General features: G+C 72.3%; 16 protein-coding genes. 9 read left to right on the top strand and 7 right to left on the bottom strand.

Annotated elements, in window-relative coordinates; genetic code table 11:
- Positions 1-10 precede the first annotated feature (10 nt).
- The 4 genes from AC060L_RS35500 (at position 11) to AC060L_RS35485 (ending at position 3,477) form a co-directional block, all read left to right on the top strand.
- The gene (locus AC060L_RS35500; RefSeq protein ID WP_483803112.1) at positions 11-703 is read left to right on the top strand and encodes a hypothetical protein; all 693 of its coding nucleotides are present in this window, start codon (positions 11-13) and stop codon (positions 701-703) included.
- 116 nt (positions 704-819) lie between these two features.
- Positions 820-1,041 carry a hypothetical protein gene (locus AC060L_RS35495; RefSeq protein ID WP_483803111.1) on the top strand — a complete coding sequence of 74 codons (222 nt, stop codon included), beginning with the start codon at positions 820-822 and terminating at the stop codon, positions 1,039-1,041.
- Positions 1,042-1,189: 148 nt separating this feature from the next.
- Positions 1,190-2,137, top strand: a complete 948-nt coding sequence (locus AC060L_RS35490) for a rhomboid family intramembrane serine protease (RefSeq protein WP_483803110.1) — start codon at positions 1,190-1,192, stop codon at positions 2,135-2,137.
- 56 nt (positions 2,138-2,193) lie between these two features.
- Positions 2,194-3,477 (top strand): cytochrome P450, encoded by a 1,284-nt coding sequence (locus tag AC060L_RS35485; protein ID WP_483803109.1) that lies wholly within the window; start codon positions 2,194-2,196, stop codon positions 3,475-3,477.
- A gap of 36 nt (positions 3,478-3,513) precedes the next feature.
- Here the strand turns inward: AC060L_RS35485 and AC060L_RS35480 are convergent, their stop codons facing one another.
- The gene (locus AC060L_RS35480; protein ID WP_483803108.1) at positions 3,514-5,706 is read right to left on the bottom strand and encodes a SpoIIE family protein phosphatase; all 2,193 of its coding nucleotides are present in this window, start codon (positions 5,704-5,706) and stop codon (positions 3,514-3,516) included.
- Positions 5,707-5,999: 293 nt separating this feature from the next.
- On the opposite strand from AC060L_RS35480, the gene AC060L_RS35475 reads away from it, so the two are divergent.
- Positions 6,000-8,171 carry a hypothetical protein gene (locus AC060L_RS35475; protein WP_483803107.1) on the top strand — a complete coding sequence of 724 codons (2,172 nt, stop codon included), beginning with the start codon at positions 6,000-6,002 and terminating at the stop codon, positions 8,169-8,171.
- Between the two features lie 47 nt (positions 8,172-8,218).
- On the opposite strand, the gene AC060L_RS35470 is transcribed toward AC060L_RS35475, so the two are convergent.
- Complete coding sequence (locus AC060L_RS35470; RefSeq protein WP_483803106.1) at positions 8,219-9,997, bottom strand: hypothetical protein; 1,779 nt, start codon at positions 9,995-9,997, stop codon at positions 8,219-8,221.
- Between the two features lie 85 nt (positions 9,998-10,082).
- On the opposite strand from AC060L_RS35470, the gene AC060L_RS35465 reads away from it, so the two are divergent.
- From AC060L_RS35465 to AC060L_RS35455, 3 genes are all read left to right on the top strand, one after another.
- A complete protein-coding gene (locus tag AC060L_RS35465) occupies positions 10,083-10,211 on the top strand; it encodes a hypothetical protein (protein ID WP_483803105.1) in 129 nt (42 codons plus the stop codon).
- Positions 10,212-10,272: 61 nt separating this feature from the next.
- Positions 10,273-10,917, top strand: coding sequence for a GNAT family N-acetyltransferase (locus tag AC060L_RS35460; protein ID WP_483803104.1), 645 nt, complete (start codon positions 10,273-10,275; stop codon positions 10,915-10,917).
- Positions 10,918-10,991: 74 nt separating this feature from the next.
- Positions 10,992-11,690, top strand: a complete 699-nt coding sequence (locus AC060L_RS35455; protein ID WP_483803103.1) for a ribonuclease H family protein — start codon at positions 10,992-10,994, stop codon at positions 11,688-11,690.
- A 36-nt stretch (positions 11,691-11,726) separates the two neighbouring features.
- Here AC060L_RS35455 and AC060L_RS35450 read toward each other — a convergent pair whose 3' ends face one another.
- From AC060L_RS35450 to tgmA, 5 genes are all read right to left on the bottom strand, one after another.
- The gene (locus tag AC060L_RS35450) at positions 11,727-13,064 is read right to left on the bottom strand and encodes an alpha/beta hydrolase family protein (protein WP_483803102.1); all 1,338 of its coding nucleotides are present in this window, start codon (positions 13,062-13,064) and stop codon (positions 11,727-11,729) included.
- Between the two features lie 113 nt (positions 13,065-13,177).
- Positions 13,178-13,477 carry a DUF6087 family protein gene (locus tag AC060L_RS35445; protein WP_483803101.1) on the bottom strand — a complete coding sequence of 100 codons (300 nt, stop codon included), beginning with the start codon at positions 13,475-13,477 and terminating at the stop codon, positions 13,178-13,180.
- A gap of 74 nt (positions 13,478-13,551) precedes the next feature.
- On the bottom strand, positions 13,552-14,721 hold the full coding sequence (tgmC, locus tag AC060L_RS35440; protein WP_483803100.1) for an ATP-grasp peptide maturase system methyltransferase: 1,170 nt from the start codon (positions 14,719-14,721) through the stop codon (positions 13,552-13,554).
- Positions 14,718-15,689, bottom strand: coding sequence for an ATP-grasp ribosomal peptide maturase (gene tgmB / locus AC060L_RS35435; protein ID WP_483803099.1), 972 nt, complete (start codon positions 15,687-15,689; stop codon positions 14,718-14,720). Before tgmB ends, tgmC begins: the two co-directional genes overlap by 4 nt.
- Positions 15,689-15,949: a putative ATP-grasp-modified RiPP gene (tgmA, locus tag AC060L_RS35430; RefSeq protein WP_483803098.1), complete on the bottom strand. Its 261-nt coding sequence runs from the start codon at positions 15,947-15,949 to the stop codon at positions 15,689-15,691. Before tgmA ends, tgmB begins: the two co-directional genes overlap by 1 nt.
- Before the next feature lie 307 nt (positions 15,950-16,256).
- Here tgmA and AC060L_RS35425 point away from each other — a divergent pair, with 307 nt between their 5' ends.
- The gene (locus AC060L_RS35425; RefSeq protein ID WP_483802471.1) at positions 16,257-17,555 is read left to right on the top strand and encodes an IS701 family transposase; all 1,299 of its coding nucleotides are present in this window, start codon (positions 16,257-16,259) and stop codon (positions 17,553-17,555) included.
- Positions 17,556-17,830: the final 275 nt, after the last annotated feature.

The raw sequence follows: 17,830 nt of genomic DNA, 5'->3' as shown, positions 1-17,830 counted from the left end.
GCGCTGCACGATGAACGGTTGCGATGTCCCCGTACTCGGCGCCGCGCTGTGCCACGGGCCGTGGGTCGCCGGCGGCGCGGCCTTCGCCGTCACCCCCGGCGCGCTGTGGCTGCTGGGCCTGGTGCTGGAGCGCCGCTGGATGGGCGGCCGGGACGGGTTCCTGGCGGTGAACCTGGGCGACCCGCTGCTCGCCGTCGCGGTCGGCCTCGGCGTCTGGCGGATGCACGGCGCGCGACCCGCGGGTGCGGCCGGTCCGCGCTACGCGCTGGCCTTCCTCGCGGTCTGCTTCCTCTTCGGTCTCTGGCAGTGGGTCACCGAGCTGCGCGGCGGCTTCTTCACCGTGCAGCAGGCGGTGGCGCCCACCAAGATCTGGCACCAACTGGCCATCTACCCCCTGCTCGGCTACTGGCTCTGGACCGCGGTGATCGGCGCCCTGACCGCGCGCGGCTCCGGTCCGGCGGACCTCGCGGCCGAGGTCGCGATGGTGCTCTGCGTGCTGGCCTGGGTCGCCACCAACGGCTACGACCGGCAGCACCCGAAGCTCGGTCACCCCCCGTACGACTGGCGCCGGCTGCGCCCGCACCCCGGCCCGTGGCCGGCCGTCTCCACCACCCTCTGCGCCTGCCCGGACCTGCTGCGGGCGGCCGGCGCGGCCGGGGAGGCGCTGCCCGGCGCCGCCGTCCGCGAGCGCGTCGAGGCCTGAGGGCCGGGGGCGGGGGCGGGCGCTTGGACGGGCGCTTGGGCGGCGCTCAGGGAGGTGCGTTATCGTCGCGCCTGCCGGTACGTCAGAGGGTTTGAACGGAAGCAGGGGAGAAGGTCGTGCGCGAGTACTTTGAGCGCGAGGAGATCGTCGAGCGGGACGGTTTCTTCGGTGGCGAGGAGATCATCGAGCGTGAGGAGATCGTCCGCCGCGGCGCCTTCGGGCGCGAGGAGATCATCGAGCGGGAGCGGATCGTCGAGCGCCCCGGCATCTTCGGCGGGCTGTTCGGCGGTGACGAGGTCATCGAGCGCGAGGAGGTCGTCGAGCGCGACTTCTTCTAGCCGACGCGCGCAGGGCCGGCCGGTCAGTCACTGCCCGGCCGGCCCTGTGCCGTTCGGGCCCGCTGATGCCCTGTCGGGCGGCTCCGCTATCTTGATCGCCGCACCCGCGCAGAACCCCCCCAGCACCCGGACGGAGACCCGCCCCTTCATGACCGCGACACCCGCCACCGAGGACCCGCAGCCCTCGGCGGCACCGCCCGTCACCACGTGTTACCGGCACCAGAGCCGCGAGTCGTACATCCGCTGCACCAGGTGCGAGCGGTACATCTGCCCCGACTGCATGCACGACGCGCCGGTCGGCCACCAGTGCCCCGACTGCGTGAAGCAGGGGCACCAGGGCATCCGGCAGCCCCGGACCGTGTTCGGCGCCAGGCTGACCGGCACGCCGGTGACGACCTACCTGCTGATCGCGCTCAACGTGCTCGTCTACCTGGTCGAGCTGGCCCATCCGGCGATCATCGACCAGTTCGACAACCTCGGCCGCGGCGTCGTGGGGCCGGACGGCGGGCACTACGTGGTCAACGGCGGCCCGCTGCCGTACGGCTACCACGCGATCGGGGTCGCGCACGGCGAGTGGTACCGGCTGATCACCTCGACGTTCCTGCACCTGCGGCCGACCGAGGGCACCTTCGGCATCACCCACATCCTGCTCAACATGTACTGGCTGCTCACCTTCGGGCGGGTGATGGAGCCGCAGCTCGGCCGGCTCCGGTTCGCCGCGCTCTACCTGGTCGCCGGAGTCGGCGGCTCGGTCCTCGGCGTGCTGATCGCGCCGGACGAGGCCGGGCTCGGCGCGTCCGGTGCGATCTTCGGGCTGGCCGGCGCGTACTACCTGATGACCCGCCGGATGAGCCACGACCCGCTGGGCGGCGGGCGCCAGCTCGTCTACCTCGTGGTCTGGATGGTGGTCTCGGCCGGCATGACGTCCTGGCAGGGCCACCTCGGCGGGCTGCTGGCCGGCGGCGCGGTCGGCGCGGCGTACGTCTTCGCGCCGCGCAAGGGCCGCGGCGTGGTGCAGGCGGCGGGCGTGCTGGTGGTGTTGGCGGTGCTGGTGGTGCTCGTGGTGGTGAAGAGCACCGCGCTGAGCTCGGCCTGAGCTCTGCCTGACCCGAGCAGGTCCGGGGTGACCCGCGAGCGCGTACCGTCGGCGTCATGGATGTGGACCAGGTGTTCCTGCCCGACACCTACGCCGACGGCGTCCCGTACGGCCTGCTGCGCGAGCTGCGGGCGAGCACGCCGGTCTGCCGGGTGGCCGAACCCGCCGTCGGCGACTGGCCGGCCGGGCCCGGCTTCTGGGCCGTGCTGCGGCACCGGGACGTGCGGGAGGTGCTGCGCACGCCGCAGGTGTACTCCTCCTGGACCGGTGCGACCCAGATCCGCGATCCCGGCAGCCTCGCGGACCTGGACTTCGCGCGGACCATGATGCTCAACCAGGACGCGCCACGGCACGGCGAGTTGCGCGCGATCGTGGCCGCCGCCTTCACCCCGCGCGCGGTGCGCGAGCTGACCGCCGGCATCGAGGCCCGGGCGGCCGCGCTGGTCGCGGCGGTGGCCGACCGGGGCGCGGCGGACTTCGTCGAACTGGCCGCCGAGCTACCGGTGTTCACCCTCGCCGAGCTGCTCGGCGTGCCCGCGCAGGACCGCCGGCTGCTGGTCGACTGGTCGAACCGGGTGATCGGCTACCAGGACGCCGAGTACGCCGACTCGGTAACCACGGACCCGGGTTCGCTGACCCCGCTGGGCCGCGCCGCCGCCGCGCTGCGGCCCGCCGCCCGGACCGGTCCGGACGGCCGTCCGGTCGACCCGCGCTCCCGCGAGGCGCTCGCGGACATGTTCGCCTATGCCCACGGGCTGGCCGAACGCCCCACCGAGGGAAGCGTGTTGGCCCGGATGCGGACGGCAGGTCTGGCGCCGGACGCGTTCGAGACCATGTTCTTCCTGTTCGCGGTGGCCGGCAACGAGACGCTGCGCAACGGGATCCCGGGCGGACTGCTGACTCTGCTCCGGCATCCGGACCAGCTCGAACTGCTGCTGAATCGACCCGAGTTGCTGGACAGCGCGGTCGAGGAGATGCTGCGGTTCTGGCCGCCGGTGATGAACTTCCGCCGGACCGCCACCCGTGACGTCCGGCTCGGCGGCCGACTCGTGCGGGCCGGCGACAAGGTGGTCGTCTACCACGCCTCGGCCAACCGCGACGAGGCGGTCTTCGCCGACCCGGACCGCTTCGACATCACCCGCCGCCCCAACGAGCACCTGAGCTTCGGCTTCGGCCCGCACGTCTGCCTCGGCGCCCAGCTGGCCCGGGTCCAGATGCGCGCGCTGCTGCGCGAGGTGCTGACCCGGTTCCCCGGGCTGCGGCCGGCGGGGGAGCCGGTGCGGCTGGTGTCGAACTTCCAGAACGGGCTGAAGCGGATGCCGCTGCGCTGGCAGGTGTGAAGGCCGGCAGGTGTGAAGGCGGGCAGGTGTGAAGCGTCAGCTACTCGGGCGCTCGCGCAGCGGGAACTCGCACCAGACGGTCTTGCCGCTGCCGAGCGGCTCCACGCCCCAGCTGCCGGTGAGCGCCTCCACCAGCAGCAGGCCGCGCCCCGAGGTCGCTGTCTCGCCGGGCGCGCGGCGGCGCGGCAGCACGCTGGAGCGGTCCCGGACCTCCAGCCGGATGCCGGGCGCCGCGCCGGTACGCAGCTCGAGGGTGAGCAGCGCGCCGCCGTCGGTGTGCACCAGGGCGTTGGTAAGCAGCTCGTCCGCGGCGAGCTCGACGTCGGGGATCAGCTCGCTCGCGCCCCAGGCCGCCAGTGCCTGCCGGAGCATCGTGCGGGTCTCAGCCAGCCCCTCGGGGTCGGCCTGGTGGATGTGCTGGCTCATCTGCCGGGCGGCGTGCACCCCGGGCACGGTCGCGCGGTGCAGCAACAGGAGCGCCAGGTCGTCGCCGGTGTCGGCGAGCTCCAGCCGGCCGGCGCACAGGTGGTCGGCGAGCTCCTCGATGCCGCGCGGGCCGGCGCGCATCGCGGTGGCGAGCGCCTCCAGGCCGTCCGAGATGTCCTGGCCGGGCTGCTCGACCATGCCGTCGGTGCAGAGCAGCAGCGTGTCCGCGGGATTGAGGTCGAGCCGGGTCTCCGGGTAGTCGTCCTGGGCGAAGACCGTGGCCACCCCGAGCGGCAGGCCGCCGCGGACCGTCGCCCAGCTGGTCAGGCCGGTGGCGTGCCGCACCAGCGGTTCGAGGTGCCCGGCCCGCACCGCGCGCAGCGTGCCGGTCTCCAGGTCGGCGTCCACGTAGATGCAGGTCGCGGACCGCTCGGTGTCGAGCTCGGCGAGGAACCGGGAGGCCCGGGCCATCACGGTGGCGGGCGTGTGCCCCTCGGTCGCGTAGGCCCGCAGCACGATCCTCAACTGGCCCATGACGGCAGCCGCGTGGCTGTCGTGGCCCTCCACGTCGCCGATCACCAGGCCGACCCGGCGGCCCGGCAGCGCGATGACGTCGTACCAGTCCCCGCCGACCTCGCGCCCGCTGCGCCCGGCCCGGTAGCGGACGGCCACCTCGCCGCCGCCGATCTGCGGGATCCGGCGCGGCAGCATGGTGTTCTGCAGGGTGGTCGCGAACTCGCGCTCCTGGTCGAAGAGCATCGCGCGCTGCAGTGACTGTGCGACGGCGCTGCTCAGCGCGATGCAGATGTTGCGGTCCTCGGTGCTGAAGTGGTGCCGGTCCCGGTAGAAGAGGGCGAGCGCGCCGATCGAACGGGCGTGCGCGGCGAGCGGCAGGAAGGCCGCCGCGTGCATCCCCATCTCCTCGGCGTACGGCGCCAGGCGCGGGTAGCGCGCCAGCAGCTCCTCGCCGGTGCTGACGAATCGCGCCCGCCCGCTGAGCACGGCCTCGGAGAGCGGCAGCCGGTCCGCCAGCTCGGGCTGTTCCTGCTCCTCCAGCCGGGTGAGCGACAGGTCGTCCCGGGCCAGCAGCTCGTCGGACGGCTGCTCGGTCGCGGCGACCAGGCGCATGATGCCGCCGTCCACCAGCCCGAGCGCGAGCCCGTCCGCGCCGAAGCGGCGCAGCCCCTCGCTGTCGGTCAGCACGCGGGTCACGTCCTGCACGGTGACGGCGCGGGCCAGCGCCTCGGTGGTGGCGCGCACCGAGTCGGTCTGGCGGCGCCGGTCCGCGGCGAGCGTGCGCATGCCCTCGGCGTGCGCGAGCTCCTCCTCGGCGTTGCGGACGATGCCGACGATCCGGTACGGGTGCGCCTGCCGGTCGCGCAGGATCCGCCCCTGGGTGTGGGCCCAGCGCAGCGTCCCGTCGCGGCAGGCCAGCCGGAAGTACGCGGCGAAGGTCAGCCGGCCCTCGTGCATCGCGAGCGAGACGACCTCGTCGAGGCGCTGGGCGTCGGCCGGCAGCACCCGGGTGGCCAGCGAGGTGGCCAGCCCGTCGAACTCGTCGGGCCGCAGGTCGAAGACCTCCATGCCCACTTCGTCGAGGTGGTAGGTGCCGGAGTCCAGGTCCCAGTCGAAGCTGCCCATGCCGTTCAGCGCCAGCCGGTCGTTCGCGGCGGTCGGCTCGCTGTCGGCCGGGGTGCCGGTGGTGCTCGCGCTGGTCGTTGATCGCCGGGTGGAGGCGCGGGAGGGCCCTGGGCGGGCGATTCGGGGGTCGTAGCCGCCCGGTGACCTGGATGTGTTCGCCATGGCCGGGCTCCCGTGGGGATCGATGGCCCGCTGCCGTCCTTCCTGGAACGGCGTTCCGGAACGTGTCCTGCGAAGTTCTGCGAAGTCCTGTGAAGTCCTGCGAACGGTGTCCTGGAGCGCCCGGTCAGTCTATCCAGGGCAGGACGGCCGCGCATCGAGCCGCGCGTCGAGCCGCACCCCGGCCCGCCTGCGCCAAGTGCGGGTCGGGCCGGTGGGTCACGCCGTACGCTTTGTCCCAGGGATTGGCGAGCTCCGGCGCTCCGCGCGCGGGGCGCCGAGGACAGGGGGCGTGGATGCCGGACCGCGAGCTTGGCCGGGCCGCACCGGACGGGGCAGGCGGGGTAGACGGGGCAGGCGGCGCAGACCGCCCCGCCGACGCGGTGCGCAACGAGATGTCCGGTGGCAGCGTGGGCCAGCTCGTCCAGGCCCGCACCATCACCACGGCCAACTTCTACGCACCCACGCCGGTGCCCGAACCGAGCCGGTGCGTGCCGCGCGAGATCCGCCGGGCCCGGGGCGTCTTCGTCAACCGGTCCGCGGAGCTCGCGGCGCTGGCCGAGGCGGTGGACGAGCTCGCGCACGGGCTCTCCATCGTGGTCTTCACCGGCCTCGGCGGGGTCGGCAAGACCGAACTGGTCGCGCACTGGGCCGAACGGGAGGCCGCCCGGTTCCCCGACGGCCAGCTCTACGCCGACCTCGGCGCGGTCCGCCACCACGGCGGCGTCGACCTCGGCGAGGTGCTGGCGAGCTTCCTGCGCTCGCTCGGGGTCGCGCCGGAGTACGTGCCGAACTCGCTCGCCGACCGGGCCAACCTGTTCCGCAGCGTCACGGCGACCCGGCGGCTGCTGCTCTTCCTGGACAACGCCGAGCACGCCGCCGAGGTCCGCTCGCTACTGCCCACCCAGGGCCTGGTGGTGGTCAGCAGCCGGCACCGGCTGGACGGCCTGGCGATCGACGGCGCCCGGGTCCACCCCGTGCCGCCGCTGGCCACCACGGCCGGCGTCGAGCTGGTCCGGGCCTGGCTCGGCGCCGGCCGCGGAACGGATCAGGAGCTGGCCGAGCTGGTCCGGCTCTGCGGCGGCCTGCCGCTGGACCTGAGCGTGGTCGGCGGGCACCTGCTCACCCGGCGCAAGCTGCCGGTCGGCCGGGTGGTGGCCGACCTCGCGGACAAGCACCGCACCCTGCAACCGCTGCGCTCCGGGGAGAGCCCTGTGGACGAGGCGTTCGAAGCCGTGTACCTCGCGCTGCCGGAGCACGCCCGGCGGCTCTACCAGCTGATCGGCGTCCATCCGGGCCGCGAGCTGACGCCGGAGCTGGCCGCGGTGCTCGGCGGCGAGCGGGCCGCCGAGACGGTCGAGGCGATCGACGACCTGGTGGCCGCGCACCTGCTCGACGAGATCGCCGAGGACCGCTACCGGGCCAACGACCGGGTCGCCGTGCACGCCCGCCGCACCGCGCGGTCCGCGCTCGGCGAGGCCGAACGGGCGGACGTGCTGCGCCGGGTCGCGGACTACTTCCAGGCGCGCACCGCGGCGGCCGACCGGCGCATCGGCGACCGGTTCCGGCTCCAGGAGGAGCCGCCGGTCGATCCTGGTCAGCGCGCCTTGCCGGCCTTCCCGGCCTTCGTGGACCGGGCGCAGGCGCTGGAGTGGCTGCAGAGCGAGCGCGCCGAGCTGATGGCGGTGCTGCGGGCGGCGGCCGATGCCGGGCGGCACGGCGTGGTCTGGCGGCTCTGCGAGTCGCTCTGGCCGCTCTTCCACAACCGCAAGCACTACGCCGACTGGATCGAGGCGCACGAGCTGGGCGTGCTCGCCGCCGGCTGGGACGCCCGCCCCGACGCCGGGATCCGGATGCGCAACCAGCTTGCCCGCGCGCACTACGAGCTCGGCGAACACGCCCTCGCCGCCGAACAGTTGTCGCTGGCCGTCGAGCAACTGCCGTTGGTCACCGACCCCCGCCTCGCCGGCATGCTCTGGGAGTCACAGGGCCTGCTCTGCCTGGCCCAGGGCGAGCCGGAGCAGGCGATCGCGCTGTTCACCCGGGCGCGGGAGGCGAACGCCGGGGACCGGCACGGCGTGGTGGTGCAGAGCTACAACCTCGCACAGGCGCTGCTGGCCGCCGGCCGTCACGCGCAGGCGGCGGCGACCCTGGAGGAGGCGGCGGCCGAGGCCGAGCGCACCGACGACGCGTCGATGGCGATGCGGCTGGCGCTGCTCGGCGGGCGGCTGCACCAGGCGATGGGCGAGCCGCGGCGGGCGATCGCGCTGCTCGTCCGCGCCGCCGAGCAGGCAGACCGGCTGGGGCAGCACGTCAAGGAGGGGCAGGCGCTGGAGCTGCTCGTCCCGCTCGCGGCGCAGGTCGGTGACGACGCGCTGGCGGAGAGCGCCCGCGGCCGGCTGCTGGCGCTGCGCCGGTCGGCGGGGGTGCTGTCGACGGAGGTAGCCGAGGAGCAGGAGCAGGGATAGGCAGGCGCAGGAATAGCCGCTGTGTGCGGGCCGCCGGTGCGGGCGGGCTACGGTTCGGCGGTGAACCGGACGGTGGTGCGCCGGCCGGCCTGCACCGTCAGCTCCGCCGCCGTCAGCTCCGCCCCCGGCTGCGCGGCCAGCCGGACGGCGACCGCCGCGCCCAGCAGTACCGCGTCCAGCTCGGCGGGCACCTGCCCCCACGGCTGCACCACCCGGGCCTCCAGCACGGTCCCCGACCGCAGCCGCACCAGGTGCCGGTCCGCCGCCAGCGCGGCGACCGCGACGGCCAGCCCGGGCAGCCGCTCGAACGCCTCGGCCAGCCAGGTCCGCGGCGCCGGGTCCGCCACCGCCATGGTGCGGGCGATCACCTCGGCACCCTGGCGCCTGCGCAGCCCGTTCTCCTCCGCGGTGACGGCGTAGAACCCGCGGGCGCCCTGGTGGCCGGGGCCGACCGGGAAGCGGCGGATCCGCACCCCGTCGGCCGTCGCCTCGCCGAGCACGTCGTATGCCGTCGGCCGACCGGCCGGGACCGGCACCGGGTCCGGGTACGGCTCGGGCAGCGTGACCTCGGCCGGCTCCTCGACCTCGGTCAGGTGCGAGAAGAAGATCTTGCTGAGCAGCTGCGCGGAGTGCCCGCGCTCGCCCAGCGAGCGCTCGGTGAGCGCGACCAGCTCGGCCTGCCGGCAGGGTTCGGTGGCCCGGCGCAGCTGCGGCTCCAGATCGCCGTCCAGATCCAGCGCGGGCGCGGCCTGGCCGAACGCGTACGTCGGCGACTGCGGATCGAGCTCCTGCTCGCCGGTGGCCGCCAGCAGCACCGCCCGGTGCAGCGCAGCTCCGTAGAAGGAGACCGAGCCGTGGTCGCCGATCACCAGGTCGGCCGCCACCAGCGCGGCCTGCCAGCCGTGTTGCGGCGGGATGATCAGCAGCCCGGCCTGCTCCGCCTCGCGCAGCGTGCCGAGCGGGTCGTGCCGGGCCCAGATGTTCGGGTGCAGCACCACCGCGACCGCGTACTCGTCGACCGGCAGCTCCTGTACCAGCCGCAGCGGCAGCTCGGGGCAGCGGCCGAGCAGCGAGTGCTCGCTCCAGGTCGAGCTGACCACCACGAGCTTGCGCCCGTCGCCCGCGTTCAGCTCCCGGCGGTAGTGGTCCCGCCTCGGCATGCTCACCAGCATCCGGTCGAAGCACGGGTCGCCGACCACCAGGGCCCGGGGCACCGCCTCCGGGCAGGAGCGGCGCAGTCGCTCCAGCTGCTCTGCGTGCGACAGCCCGATGACGGCCGGGAAGACCCGCCCGCGCCAGGTCAGTTCGTGGCGCGACAGGCCGACCGGCGAGTGGTCGTCCCCGGTGGCCTGGCGGACCAGCCGGTTGTAGCCGGCGCCGTGCGGCAGCACCACCAGCGGCGCCCGCAGCCGCCCCATCGAGCGGTGCACGGTGCAGGCCACCGCCAGGTCGAACGAGCGCCGGGTCGCCTCCCGCCAGGGCAGCACGGTGACGCCCGGCAGCGTCGCCAGGTAGTCGTCCAGCCCGGCGGCGAACGCCGAGCCCGGGTTGACCGTGATGAACAGCTCGATGCCGTCGTGCGGGCGCAGCAGCGGCAGCACGTCCATCAGCCGGGTGGCCGAGGTGAGCGTGCGGGTGACCGCGAGTACCTGGGCCGCCGTCGGCCGGGTGTTCCACCGCGGGTCCTCGGCGCGGTCGGGGGACAGCAGATTGGACAGCAGGCTGAACAGTGTCCGAACCTCTCCCGCGGCGGCAACATGGCGATCTCCCCGAGATCGTACTGGCCGCACCCCGGGCTTGGGGGCCGGGCGCGGGAGCCGTGTCATGCGGCGCGGGGGCGCCGCTGACTATCGTGGGAGGGAGGCAAAGACGCTTGAGTCGCCGACCGTCGCGCTGAGAGGACCGGTTGCCATGACCAGGACCGACCCCGCCCACCGACTCGACCACCGCTGGCCCGCCGTGCTGATCGTGCTGCTCGCCCTGGCCGCACTCGGGCTGCTGATCGTCCTGCTGGCGACGTTCCCGCTCTCGTCCAGCTAGGGCCTGGTGTGTCCGGGGAAAACCGGATGCGGCAGCCGGGAGCCCTGGCTAGCGTCGGGGCGTGGCTCATACCTACCCCCCGCTGAACGTGGAAGTCCGCACGCCGCGCCTGACGCTGGCCGGTGCGTCCGACGACCTGCTGGAACGGCTCGTACCGCTCGTGCGGGCCGGGATCGCCGACGCCGAGCCGTGGCCGTTCGACGACCCGATCTCCTTCTACGCCGACAGCCCCGACCGCGAATGGCGCTGGCTGCGCGCCGTCTGGGCCGGCCGCTCCAGGGTGAGCCCGGACGCGTGGCGGCTGTACTTCGCCGTGCTCGTCGATGGCGAACCGGTCGGCATGCAGGACCTCATCGGCACGAACTTCACGCGCTTCGGCACGGTGTCCAGCTTCTCGTGGCTGGCCCCCGGCATGCGCGGACGGGGGATCGGCAAGGAAATGCGGGCGGCGGTCCTGCAGTTGGCCTTCGCCGGGCTGGGCGCCCGCGAGGCCGGCAGCGACGCCTTCGTCGACAACGAGGCGTCCAACGGCATTTCCCGTGGCCTGGGTTACGAACCGAACGGCACGGACTGGGACACCCGCCGCGGTGAGCCCGCGCTGATCCAGCAGTGGCGGCTCACCCGGGACGCGTGGGAACGGGTCCGCCGGGACGACATCGAGCTGACCGGCGTCGAGGAGTGCCTGCCCGTCCTGGGCATCGGCTAGGCCGTCGCTTTCGGATCCTGCCGGGCTCCCGGCGGCGGGCCGAAGGAGTGCCGCGGGCCTGGCATGATCGAGGCATGGTCGAACGAGTCATCGCAGCATGTGACGGAGCCGCCAAGGGCAACCCGGGCCCGGCGGCCTGGGCCTATGTGGTCGCGGACAGCGCGGGCGTGCCGCAGCGCTGGCAGTCCGGTGCGCTCGGGCACAGCACCAACAACATCGGCGAGCTGACGGCGCTGGAGCAGCTGCTGACCGCGACGGACCCCGCCGCGGCGCTGGAGGTGCGCCTGGACAGCACGTACACCCGCGACGCGGTGACGAAGTGGCTGGCCGGCTGGAAGCGCAACGGGTGGAAGACCGCCGCGGGCAAGCCGGTGGCCAACCAGGAGCTGATCCAGCGCATCGACGCGCTGCTGGAGGGGCGCGACGTGACGTTCGTCTACGTGCCCGCCCACCAGGTGGACGGCGATCCGCTGAACGCGATCGCCGACAAGGCCGCCAGCGACGCCGCCCGCACCCAGCAGGGCGCCGCCGGTACCGCCGCCGACCTCCCGGAGCCGGACCCGGTCCGCGCCACCGCCGCTCCGCGTGCTGGGCGTGCTGCCTCGTCCGCCTCGGCGCCTGCAGCGAAGCGGGCTTCCGGCGGCGGCTCGCGGACCCTCGCGGCGCGGTACCCCGGGACGTGCCCGTGCAGCCGCCCGTACGGCAAGGGCGAGACGATCACCAAGGTCGGCAGCAGCTGGGGACACCCGGAGTGCGCGGCCGCCCACGCCTGAGCGCGGGGGCCGTTACTCCTACGTCTTCTACTTCTTCTACTTCTTCACGAACTCCATGGACGGGTAGCAGGGCGAGGGCCCGTCCAGCAGTCGGCTGCTGCCGCCGCGCAGGAAGTGGTCGAAGTAGGAGGCGATGTACGCCTCCTGGGTGCGGATCGCGGTGGCCGGCGGGATCGTGCCGATGTCGTTTGTCAAGGTGGCCTGGGGCAGGCCCAGTTGCGGGAGCAGCGACTCGGCGTCGGTGAAGCTGGCGTGCTCGGAGCCCTTCAGGGTGAGCTGGGCGTTCCAGCCGGGCGTGTTGGCCCGGAAGGCCTGCCAGCCGGGGCCGGTGTCGGTCGTGCCGTCCTTGCCGAGGAGGAGGAACGGCCGGTTGAGACCGTGCTGGGCGACCGGCATCAGCGAGTTCGCCTCGTCGGCGTTGGTCAGGTTGCCGTCCATGTCGATGCCGGCCTTGACCCGTGGGTCGGCGTCCATCGTGGTGGCGGCGGCGGTGCCGCCCAGGGAGTGGCCGAACATGCCGACCTCGGACAGGTTCAGCGCGGCCAGCCCGCGCGGCACCTGCTGCCCGTCCACGTCCGGGTTCTGGCCGTCGTTCAGCCGCTGGAGCTGGTCCAGCACGAAGCTGTTGTCAGTGGTCCGGACTGCGAGCGACTTGCGGATGAAGGCGTCGGCGTCGGCCTGGGTGAGGCCCGTCAGGCCCCCGAGCGCGAGGGTGCTCGGACGCGCGGCGCTGGTGTCCGGGAACTGGACCTCGGGCGACTCGTAGGTGCTGTCGATGGTGACCACCACGTAGCCACGGCTGGCCAGGTCGCTCACCAGCGTGGTTGCCGTGGTGCGCGGCTCGCCGAGCCCCGGCGAGTAGAGCAGCACCGGCAGGCCACCGCCCCGCCCGGCGGCGACCGGCGCACCGAGCACGTCGTGGGTCGCGGTGCCCGCCCAGTCGATCACCTGGTCCTTCGGGATGTCGAGACCGAGGTAGTCGTCCACATCGGTGCCGCCGAAGTGCGCGCCGGCCTGCGGCAGCATGTACGGCGCAGCCGGCCGGCCACCCGCGTGGGTGGTCGGATAGAAGACGCTCACCATCAACTCGCGGTACGGCACGGCCGGCTGCCACGGGTCGGCCCTGGAGTGGTCCACCAGGTGGAGGGACGTCTCGCCGACCTGGTAGTGCCCGGTCGGCGCAGGGAGGGTCAGCTGCTGCGAGGCGGAGGCGGGGGAGTGAGCGGGGGTATCGGCCATGGCGGGCACGGTGACGGTCAGCGTGCAGATGGCGGCCACCGCGCCCGCAGCGGCCATCCGGAGAGCGGACCGACGGCGCTGGGACTGGCGGGTCGGCGTGGACTGCTGCTGCGTTGCGGACTGGTGAGTGGTCATGACGATCATCCTGACGCGCAGTCAGACCCCTGACCATCAGGTACGTTCCCGAACTTTCGGGTCGGGGTTTCCCTAGGGGCCGGGTCGGTCCCCCCTGGCGGGGGCTCCGGGTATCAGCGGGACGTTGGAGGCTTCCTGTGTCGTCCCGTGCCTGCTCCCAGGGGGTTGGGCGCTGGTGCTGAAACCGGAGGTTCCTGTGCACCCGGGTACAGGATGCGCTGAGCCTCTGCGAGGTTGGCGGCCACCGTGAAGGGCTCCCAGATGTGCCCGTTCCACCTCTCGATCGCGCGCGGCACGTCGGGGTTCAGGTGCGAGCCCTGGGGGCCATCTCCCGTGCTTATCGGAGCGGCGCGAAGCTGCCCGATCCTCGCGTCACGGCGTTCCGCCCACTCGGACAGCGGTTCGTCGTCCATCCTGCGGTTCCTCACGTAGGAGCTGACTCGCGTGCCAGAGTACCGACCGCCGGTCCGGGGACGCGTCCTGCTGTTCAGACGAGGTGGTGCTCCCAGCGGAGCTCCGGGTGATCGCCGATCCAGTACGTGTGAGTCCTGTCGGTGATACGGAGCTGGACACTGGTGATGTCCGGGCTTCCGGCGCCCTCCCAGGCGAGGAGCGACCGTTCGATGGTGTCCCACAGAGCGACGGGGCCGCCCTGGCGGACCGTCCATCCATCGCTCTCGGCGATGAACTCCGCGAACGACTCACGATCTGGGTCGAACAGGTACAGGAGCTGGGCGCCGTCGGCCGTGGTGGCCCTGACGAACTGAGCATCGGGCGCCGCGAGTTGGGCGAGGAAGGCGGGCATCCACTCGTTGAGGACGGCCGGCGGGAGCTTCGTGTGCCGCTCGCTGTCAGGGTAGGCGCTGCGGGCGGACAGGTCCCCAGCGACCGGGGTCATGGCCTGGGATCGCGCCTGCATGAACGAGGACCGGTCGATGATCCGGCCTTCGGCCGTGGCATCGTCGCCAACGATGACTTTGGCCAGGCCGGTGCCGTACCCCCAGGTGCCGCCGACCGTGGCCAGGACGATCCCGCCCGGCTTGGTCTGGCGGATCCAGGTGTGCGGGATGCGGCGGACGGCGCAGGTGGCGATCACCCGATCGTACGGAGCCCGGCGGGGGTGTCCGAGAAGTCCGTCTCCGGTCACGGTCCAGGTCGAGAACCCGGTCGAGTCGAGAGCGGCGTCCGCGCGAGCCGCCAGGTCCGGGTCCACCTCGACTGTCGTCACGTTGTCCTCGCCCAAGCGGTGACACATCAGGGCGGAGGAGTAGCCGGTACCCGTGCCGATCTCGAGAACCTGGTGACCGTCTGCCACCTCCAGGTGCTCGATCATGCCGAGTACTGTGACGGGCGTCGTCGAGGACGATGTGGGCGATCCGCTCACGAGATCACTGACCTGATCGGCGGTCAGGCGTCCGTCGAGCTGCGTGGTCAGCGACTCGTCGCGGTAGGCGATCTCCGCCCACTCGGCTGGGTCCGTTCCAACGGACGTGACGGGCCGCCATCGGCCGCCGTCAGCGGCGAGGAAGACCCCGGGGTTCAGGAATGCCTCGCGCGGGACGGCCTCCACGGCGGCACGCCATGCGGGCGTCTTGAGGACGCCGGCCTTCTCCAGCCGGTCAGCGAGTTCACGCCGTCGCGGCGCGGTGTTGCTCATGCTGCCTCTTCTCGTGTCAGCAGATCAGCGAATGCGGCGGACATCTCCAGCCCGGTTGCCTGCTCCAGCCAGCCCCATTGGCCGTTCGGATTCAACTCCAGCCACCAGTACTCCCCGGCCTGGTCGATCGCCAGATCGAACGAACCGGAGACGAGCCCGAAGTGGTCCACGATGGCAAGGAGCGCCTTGTTCAAGCTGTCGGGCAGGTCTACCACCGTGTAGGAGAGCGCGGAGTAGTCCTTGCGCCAGTCCAGGAGACCGGAGTCGATCCGCACGGCGAACAGGCGCCGGCCGACCACCAGCACGCGCACGTCGGCGGTCTTGTCGACCCGGGCCTGGAAGAGGTGAGGTGTCACGCGCACGCCGTCGTCAAGCTCGGCTGCGGTCACGGGCTCCGCCCATCCGGTCAACTGCACACCATCCCGCTCATATGACGTCCACCGCAGGGTCTTGAAGATCACTTGATCGTGGGCGTTGATGAACTGCCGGGCGTCGTCCGGGTCGTTGGTCACGATCGTCGGCGGCACGGACAGTCCGAGCTGCTGCGCAAGGCCGAGTTGGGCGGGCTTGTAGTCAGCCGCCATCTCACGGAGGGGATGGTTGACCCACAACGGCCCGTCAAGGGAGTACAGAATGCCGCCCAGCCCGTAGCGGACCTGAGCGGCTGCGAACCGGGCGTCGTCGTCACCCAGGCCCGAGTTCTGAAACGCGGGCCAGACCGGCCGACGCCAGTACACCGCACGGACGCGACTCAGATCAGTGGTCCTCGACAGGGTGCGTACCTGCCCAGCCGTAGGGGCCGGGCAGGTGCCGAACCGAGCCGAGACCGTCAGCCCCGCACCGATATCGGAGGGGTTGAACCTGACCACCGGCACATGTCGCCGGTTCAGCTCGGTGATCACCATGTCAGCGGTAACGTCCTCCGCCTCGGTGACCACCAGCACCGGCCTCTCCTCGGTCGCTGACATCAGTCCTGGTTGCTGTCCTGGTCGTGGCCCTGGTCGTTCTTCGAGTCGGAGTTGGTGGTGGTGTTGGTCTCGGTGCCCCTGTTGGTGCCGTGCTTGCCCATCTCGACCACCAGGCCGGCACCGTCACGGAACACGCCGAGCTGGCTCGCCGCGTCGATGCTGACCGAGGCGTACGGGAGGCGGGTGGTGGTCGGGTACGGCGCGAGCCGGCCCGCGCCCCACGGGCGGGCGGTGGTGAGCTGCGTTGCGGTTACAGTCACGGAGACTCCTGAGAAGGAAGTAGGAACCGGCTGTCCTGTTGGCCGGCCGGGTGGTGCAGGCTCTCGCCAGCGCGATGACCCTTTCAGCACCAGCGAGGGAGCAGCGAGCCCATGCCAGGGGACGGGGAAAGCGGCTGAACGCCACCCTGGACAGGGGAGTTCAGGGGCGCCTTAGCGACGTCTCTTGTGTGGACTGAGTGGGCAGCGCGGGCGGTGGAGCGCCTTGCACCGCTCGATGGAGGGGGCGTACCTGGTACTACAGCCTCAGATCATGTGACCGCTGATCGTTCCTGTCGTTGGAGTAGTCATGCTGGCTGATGTGACGCAGGAACAGGTCGAGGGGTGGGCTGAGGAGCTCGCGGTACTGACGGGAGAGCTCGGGCATCTGTTCGCCCGGCCGGAGCCGCGCGAGGTCTTCGCGGACCTGATCGAGGGCCTACTGTCCGGCCTGGGGCGCAAAAACGGCTGGACGATCTCGGAACGCGCAGGTCATGCCACCCCGCACCGAATCCAGAAGTTCCTGGGTGAGGCGTCATGGGACGCCGAGGCCCTGCTGGCCGAGCTACGAGTCTATGTAGCTGGGCAGTTGGGTGACCCGCGCTCCACGCTGGTCCTGGATGACACCCAAGCCCAGAAGAAGGGGAGCAAGTCGGTGGGCGTGGCCCACCAGCACTGCGGCGTGACGGGGGACGTACGCAACTGCCAAGTGATGGTGATGCTCACCTACGCTTCCCCGCTGGGGCACACCTTCATCGACCGGCGCCTGTACCTGCCCGAGTCCTGGACCGGGGATCGGGAGCGGTGCCGCGAGGCCGGCGTCCCCGACGAGGTCGCCTTCGCCACCAAGCCCCAGCTGGCGACCGCGATGCTGGAACGCGCCCTGGCGGACGGGGTGTTGTTCTCCTGGGTCGTGGCCGACTCCGGCTACGGCCGCGACCCGCACCTGCGCGCGTATCTCCACCAGACACGGCTGCCCTACGTGCTGGCGGTCGCGGTGGACCTGCCCCTGGACGGGCCGCCGGGCAAGCCGCGCCAGCCGGCGGTGAAGCGCGCAGACCATCTCCTGCACTACGCCAAGTCCCGCGACCAGTGGGAACGCCGCTCCTGCGGGGAAGGCTCGAAGGGACAGCGGTACTACGACTGGACCGCGTTCCAGGTGGCGGTCACCGGTCAGGACCCGGCCGAGGGCTTCAAACACTGGCTGCTGATCCGCCGCACCACAGCGAAGAAGAAACTGGGTGGCGGCCGGTTCGACTACGAGTACGCCTACTTCCTGGCCCATGCCCCCGTGGGCACCCCGACCGCCGAGATGATCCTCCAGGCCGGCGTGCGCTGGCAGATCGAGGAGGACAACGAGCAGGGCAAACAGCTCACCGGACTGGACCAGTACCAGGTCCGCAAGTGGACGTCCTGGCACCGCCACGTCACCTGCTCGATGCTCGCCCTGGCCTTCCTGACCGTCCAGCGTGCCCACCACCGCGCCCCGACGACGGAGCCGGATCCCGTCGGACCAGAACCGGCCCGGGACACCGGAGCCCCGATCCCCAGCCAGCGGGAAACGACGGGAAAAGCCCAGGTCACCAGGGACAGGAGTACACCCGCCTGACCCCACCCGCGCCAGCCGCCGACACTCCCGACGCGAACCTGCCGCTGATCCGCCTCACCGTCGCCGCCTTGGCCGCACTGCTCGCGGTCACCGTCCTGACGACCCACCACGCAGATGCCTACCACCTCCAGCAGCACCAGTGGCGTGCCGAACACCAGACCAGAGCCACTGTCAGCCACTACGACCGACGCGACGACCCACTCCCCGCAAGACTCCGCGCCTGGCGACGAAACGAACCGACTCGATCACAACTTCAAGATCTGAGGCTGTAGTAC

The sequence above is a fragment of the Kitasatospora sp. NEAU-69 genome (genome assembly GCF_057158765.1).
Note: the sequence above shows the minus strand (reverse complement) of the source record. Positions and strands in the feature narration are given on the sequence as shown.

Excerpts from the sequence above, each read along its gene's own strand:
- AC060L_RS35425 (WP_483802471.1), top strand. The coding sequence starts at position 16,257 with ATGCTGGCTGATGTGACGCAGGAACAGGTCGAGGGGTGGGCTGAGGAG.
- AC060L_RS35455 (WP_483803103.1), top strand. The coding sequence starts at position 10,992 with ATGGTCGAACGAGTCATCGCAGCATGTGACGGAGCCGCCAAGGGCAAC.
- AC060L_RS35480 (WP_483803108.1), bottom strand. The coding sequence starts at position 5,706 with ATGGCGAACACATCCAGGTCACCGGGCGGCTACGACCCCCGAATCGCC.
- tgmB (WP_483803099.1), bottom strand. The coding sequence starts at position 15,689 with ATGTCAGCGACCGAGGAGAGGCCGGTGCTGGTGGTCACCGAGGCGGAG.
- AC060L_RS35475 (WP_483803107.1), top strand. The coding sequence starts at position 6,000 with ATGCCGGACCGCGAGCTTGGCCGGGCCGCACCGGACGGGGCAGGCGGG.
- AC060L_RS35490 (WP_483803110.1), top strand. The coding sequence starts at position 1,190 with ATGACCGCGACACCCGCCACCGAGGACCCGCAGCCCTCGGCGGCACCG.
- tgmC (WP_483803100.1), bottom strand. The coding sequence starts at position 14,721 with ATGAGCAACACCGCGCCGCGACGGCGTGAACTCGCTGACCGGCTGGAG.
- AC060L_RS35500 (WP_483803112.1), top strand. The coding sequence starts at position 11 with ATGAACGGTTGCGATGTCCCCGTACTCGGCGCCGCGCTGTGCCACGGG.
- AC060L_RS35465 (WP_483803105.1), top strand. The coding sequence starts at position 10,083 with ATGACCAGGACCGACCCCGCCCACCGACTCGACCACCGCTGGCCCGCC.
- AC060L_RS35450 (WP_483803102.1), bottom strand. The coding sequence starts at position 13,064 with ATGACCACTCACCAGTCCGCAACGCAGCAGCAGTCCACGCCGACCCGC.
- AC060L_RS35470 (WP_483803106.1), bottom strand. The coding sequence starts at position 9,997 with ATGACACGGCTCCCGCGCCCGGCCCCCAAGCCCGGGGTGCGGCCAGTA.
- AC060L_RS35485 (WP_483803109.1), top strand. The coding sequence starts at position 2,194 with ATGGATGTGGACCAGGTGTTCCTGCCCGACACCTACGCCGACGGCGTC.
- AC060L_RS35445 (WP_483803101.1), bottom strand. The coding sequence starts at position 13,477 with ATGGACGACGAACCGCTGTCCGAGTGGGCGGAACGCCGTGACGCGAGG.